The 6,021-nt window shown below is 48.2% G+C and carries 2 protein-coding genes; both read left to right on the top strand.

The window, feature by feature from the left end:
* Positions 1 to 534: 534 nt before the first annotated feature.
* Positions 535 to 3,651: a hypothetical protein gene (locus tag BLV62_RS22780; protein WP_089764608.1), complete on the top strand. Its 3,117-nt coding sequence runs from the start codon at positions 535 to 537 to the stop codon at positions 3,649 to 3,651.
* A gap of 67 nt (positions 3,652 to 3,718) precedes the next feature.
* Positions 3,719 to 5,890: a Hint domain-containing protein gene (locus tag BLV62_RS22785; RefSeq protein ID WP_089764610.1), complete on the top strand. Its 2,172-nt coding sequence runs from the start codon at positions 3,719 to 3,721 to the stop codon at positions 5,888 to 5,890.
* The last annotated feature ends 131 nt before the right edge of the window (positions 5,891 to 6,021 follow it).

Consider the following 6,021-nt stretch of genomic DNA (forward strand, 5'->3'; position numbering starts at 1 on the left):
GTGGAATGTTTTCGAATAAGGACAGTATCGTCTTATCCTAAAAATAATCTATTTAAAGCAGAGATCAAATGCAGTACATATTCACAGGATAAGTTGACATCAAAATAAATATCACGCGCCCTATCCCAGGTCTATCAACTCATTGAATAACACTTTTTATCATTACTAACGTAAACCTATATACGAAATATTTAACCAGGCGACAATAGCAGGCTGAAGCAAGCCACCATCAACATTTTTTCTTTATATCAAAATAACTATTTACAGATATTTTTTTCTTCATTTTAAAACCAAACCATAGCAGCCGATCGAATATATATCTTGTCTGTTATCCGACATTAATTCCAAATCAGATTCCGACATCTAATTACCCTAAACTTAAAAGCTGTCCTGATGCAAAGTCGAGCGCGTTAACTGTAAAGCACCCCTTATACAGTAATTGCAAGGATCCCTCCCTTCGGGCGTCGTTCACCTGTCAGTAATCGTTTTGCTGACACGCGTTCCTATTGTTTTTTCTTACTCTAAATATCCATTATGATGAACCAATTCAAACAAAGCGCGCGACCCAGGCGGCGCAAAAAAGAACCCGAGTCCCACAAACTCCCTATGGTAATTAAAATGAGGTTATGGAAGGCGCTTTCCTCCACCGACCAGGATGCCCCGTCCCCTTCGCAGTTATTGTTGATACGGGGGCACGAAAATGACAGCAGTACAGATCAGTTGTTTATCGACCAGGTTCCGTTGCCTCGTGAGGCGTGGACATTCGACAAACGGGAACGTATTTTAAGCTGGCATCACCTTTATGGCGGCGGGCGACTGTACATAGCCTTCGACAGCAACAGCTGCACGGGCGTGGTCAATCCATCTCTCAATATCATCGATCTGCTGAATATGACGCCATACAGGTATGTCGATAACGGCTGGACAAATGTGGTACAGGATGCAGTGACAGACGACATGGGTATAATCATGAACAGTTTCATTGATCCGACTATGTGGAACCTGCTCTTCCCTGGCCAGGCCCAACCCGTATTATCAGGCAATCTTGCCAGGATCGCCAATTCACCGGTTCCGGGTGTTTCTGATCCCACAGCCTGGTATACCTCTTTGTCGACTGCCGTACTTACCTCGGGTATGGCAAACAGCGACAACAAAAATGCCGTCAACATGAACGGACCAAGAGCTTCCGCATGGCTGCAGTCGGAGGTCAGCACTTCAAAGGTTTACTATTATCACGCGCAGCAACTCTTCGCTGATCAATGGAATTATTTCAATAATAGTTTTCCCTTGTTCCTGCAAGACCAGATAGATAATGCAGAAGCTTATAATGTAGAAATAGACGAACAGACGGAGATCAGCAAAAATGATATACTGGCTAATGTAAGCACGAATGGAGCCAGTGATCCCAAGCTGATACCTGACCTGATCGCCAACCTGGAGGAAATGGGCCAGTACGCAAAAGACAATAAACTGTACTGGGCGTTTGCTACATACACCTATGTCACCTCTGCAACTATGTTCTCGAATGTACAATTGCAACTGTCGAGACATACCGGCAACACTGAAGGCTCTACATTGTCGCGCTGGTTCCAGCAATACTCAACGGTGCTGACAGCGTTAGATCCTTCCGGTTACTTCGCACAAAAATTCAATGCAGACTTCAATCTGTATCTCTCGACCAACATTATGCCTACGCTGTATGGGTTTAATGGAGACGCAATGGATTTTGACCTGATAAGGGACTACCTGCAAACGTTTGTGGACGAAAACATCAACAACGAAGACGCGCAGATACAAAAAGCGGCAGCAGAGATCCAGGCGATCATCGACGGGGAGAACGGAATGGAGATCCTGCGGGAAAGTATTGCAGTGATACAGGAAGCCGCGGATATAATAGACGATGTAATGGCGCTCCCATATGTGACCCAGTATTTCATTAAGTGGGCGGAGAATAAGTTCCCAAGCTGGACTTTTACCGCTGCCAATATGCTTGGAGGATTATTGGTCATGGGAATGGCATCGATGGGTGCATTTGCTATGTACTATGATTTCACTAATTGGAAAAACCTTTCTACGGAGGAAAGGGCGGAACTGGTAACCAATGTTGCACAAATGGGATTGCAGATCGCAGGCTCCATTGCCAAAAGAGGCGTAAGGGCATGGCTGGTTGCAACAGCCGATGGTTTGGCGCCCGGACAGCGTGTAGCCGCAACGTTTAATGTATTATGGAACGGTAAAACAAACTGGAAATTTCTTGGCGATTCAGAGATACTGGACGACGCACTGTTGAATACGGGTAGTAAAGCGGCTAAATGGGTAGCGTCGTCAGAAACCGGTCTCCTGGAAACACTGGCAGAAGATGGAAGCCTGACGGTCGACAATGTGCTGGAAGTAGCCAGCAGCTTCGGGGAGGACGATAGCTGGATTGTGACCATATTTGGCAAGAACCTGGATACTTTTATCGCCACACGTATTTGCTCCGTATTTATTATTGCGGGTATGGGCTATACGATTTACGCGATTGCAACCGGCGATTCTGGTATAGAACTGGGAGCAGATATAGCCAGCCTGGTAAGCGGTGCTTTGTCGTTACTGGCTATCGCCGGCGAATGGGCGGTAAGCGAGGCGCTGATCGACTCCGCCGGTTGGCTGGCCGCCTTCTGCACGGTTGCCGGACCACTGGCTATTGTTGCTGCATTGGCTGGACTAGCGCTCATGCTCTGGAATGTTTTCAGGAAGAAACCTGACCCCGTAGCGGAATTTGTTAACCAATATGTAAAACAGGCAGGGTTCTATGTAACGTCTAAAGACTCGGCTATTGATTATGTGACGCTGTATAAAGCAACCGACCAGAATAACCTTATGATGGTTGGCTTTACGCTGGGAACCGGAGCTCAATGCCTTTGCGCGAACAATGACGGCAGCATCGGCCTTGGAAGCACCGACTATATGCCTGCATACGTATGGCTGGTAAAAACAGACGGAGTGGGACTTTCACAGATCTTCGCAGTAGTACAGCCAGCAGGTACCACCGGCACCGTTCAGCTCTTGCTAAGCCTGATGAAAGACAACACTATCAGCTTCCAGCCTGTTACCAACAAGCCTGGCGACAAAAACGATGTGGTTACCCAAAGCTGGTATACTACGCCGACCAGTAATGCAGTACTAGCCAATGATGGCGCTAACCTGCAAAGCCTGTCGCTGCAGTTTCAGCCGGTGATACCACACGACGGGACCTACGACCCCGAGTATGCACAGGGATACATGGTACAGACAACTACGGGCGTAGCTTACAGCCTTAACGGCCCGGGTACTTCTTTTCAACTGACCATGTCGGCAGTTGCGCCTAACTACATGCAAATGGTTAACCTGAATTTCAAACAGAACACTATACCCAGTGAACTGCAAAAATGGGGGCCGACCTTTGGGCTGTTTCCAAGCACCCCGCTTACTTTCGCATTGAATAATCAACTACCCGACTTCCTGACATTCAACACAGGAAGCGGCGAAATCCAGCCTAACGGGCAGGAAGCTATGTCGGTGCTGCGGATAGACGAAACTATGACAGCATCAAATGCAAAAGGAAGCGCAAACGCAACTTTCACTATCAATGTAGCCCCCGTTGGCGCTGCACAATTAGAATTAGCTTAATGTACAAGATCACAGGAGGGGAAAGAAGAATGTTTCTTTCCCATCCTGCTTCAATAAAACTATACTCATGGCAGATTATCCTTCCCTGCAAAGCGAGTTGGTAAACGACCTTACCAATCGTATTGACGCAAACAAACAATATAACGATAACACCAGGAGGTTGCTGATCATCCTGGTAGAAGCGCTTCCTGCCTATTCCAATTCAGGAGTGATGGAAGCTATGTATGCAACGCTGGCTAACATACTAGGCGCCTGTTTACACAACAACAAGATCATTCAGCAGCCCAGTGAACCAAGTGCAGGATGCACCGCCGCCTACGAATACTCGGGTCCCTACAACGGGTACCAGGATGCATTCTTTAACGGCGTAGTATTGTCAAAAGCCGGCCGTACGGCCTTTGACATGGTTTATGCAGTGAACAACGATTTCAACACCAATTGGTGGGGAAATTTCGCGGTGCCGGTACTTACAGACGCTATCCTGAAAAGCGGCGTAGGCATAGTACTGGATGAATCGAAACTGACAGATGACCTGTCGAATATCAACAGCAGCTATTTCCAGGCGCTGGCGGCCACCTACCTTGCCGTTTACCAAACGGCCTATTCTCCTACTGCCAATGCGTGGACTAACCTGATGAATGGCTGCAATCCCAACGACGCCTGGAACCTCTTGCTGGATATTATCACAGATCCCGGCTTCATCACCAACATTAATGTCAGCATCACGAAAGGCGGAGATAATGGTACTGCCACTACCTGGTTCCTTTTTAATATCTGGATCACTTTCAGATCATTGCTGGCTGCCGGAGATGTTAACGGCGTTATTTCCCAGTGTATGAACAAAGGTATGCAGGTGCCGTATGTTGTTCAACCATATAACTGGTGGAACGGCAGATACACAACCTGGTTTGGAATGATCACAGGAACGGTGTTACAGCCCTCGGCAGCGGAGATCATCAGCGCCGGATTCCCCCAGAAGGAAACCGTTTATTGCTTTATGGGGCCTATCACGGGCAGCATTTATGTTTCGGAGCCTAATGGCTACTGTAAAAGCCTTTGCCTGTGGGGATCGTTGAACTGGTACAAACCATCCAGCGGTAGTTGCTTTGGAAAAGATACGATGGTACTCATGGCCGACGGATCTGCCGGGCCTATATCCGGTATTGTAATTGGCGACCAGGTACAAACCAATCTCGGCCCCCGGAAAGTTGTATTGGTAGAAACGCCCGCCAGGAACGGCCGGCCCCTGTACCAGGTCAACGACCAGGCCTTGTTTGCAACCGACGCGCATCCGTTCAGGGGCACAGGTTCACCGGCGCATTATTCCATTGCCCCATGGTCTACTGCTCATTATGTGCCAACACTAATTGCAGGAGGTATCGGCAAACTAACCAGGGGAGTACAACTATCCGCATATCAGTCCGACGTTGCAGTTGCTTCTGTTACATCCCATGAAGCGGGGAAGAAAGAAGAACTGGTATATGATCTTATCCTGGAGAACTGGGAGAAAGACCAGCTTACCTGGTATGTAGGAGGACCGGATACTTATTTCTGCACGGTTTCTGAAACATCGGACCCCCGGTATGATATCAGGACTACGGCCGGTATCCTAGCCGCTATGAATGTAGCTGTGGATGCAAGTCGGAACTTCGTACAGGCGCCTGCAACACAACTTCCTGCCATTGTTTATTCCATGCCCCTGGAAGCGCTTCACCACAGGGCGTTACGGCGGGTTAAAACCTCGGGAGGCAAAGGACTCAGGCGGCTTCCTATCCCCGGGCCGGAGTATTACCTGCGCGATGGAAAATGGGACCCGCATGCCTCAATAATGGAACAGGTGCTCGTTCAGCGGTTGGGCCTTGCATTGAGAAGGGAATCGGCCGGGGGCTGGCGGCCAGCGGGGTATCACCCGCATGGTAAAAGGTTGGCGCTGATGCTTCATGATATTATCGTGGCAGGCGAACATCCTTTGCCGGCGGAGCAACCAATAGCGCTTCATCTTTCCTGGCATCAGCAGTATGCACAATATGCGCAGCAACAAACGCTGCTGCTTCCCGGAACCACTGCCAAACAGTATTTCAGGGAGGTAGTGTCTATAACGGAGGTCAATGGGCCAGTTAATTCGGTTTTATTTGCCAATTATTTCGGAGGTCACTGGGCCAAAAAATCTCCTGAATTTCGGAGGTCGTTGGGCCATTCTTATTTAGAAAACGGAGGTCACTGGGCCACTTTCCATTAAACTGCTTAAGTTGCTGTTGTATAAACATATCACAACAGCATGGCAGGACAACGGAAAGACAAAATGGAACTTAGAACACTGATCCTTCTAAAGAAAAAAGGACTTAGTAACCGTAAGGTTGCCCAGATAAT

This window comes from Chitinophaga terrae (ex Kim and Jung 2007) (assembly GCF_900107795.1).
Taxonomy (GTDB): domain Bacteria; phylum Bacteroidota; class Bacteroidia; order Chitinophagales; family Chitinophagaceae; genus Chitinophaga; species Chitinophaga terrae.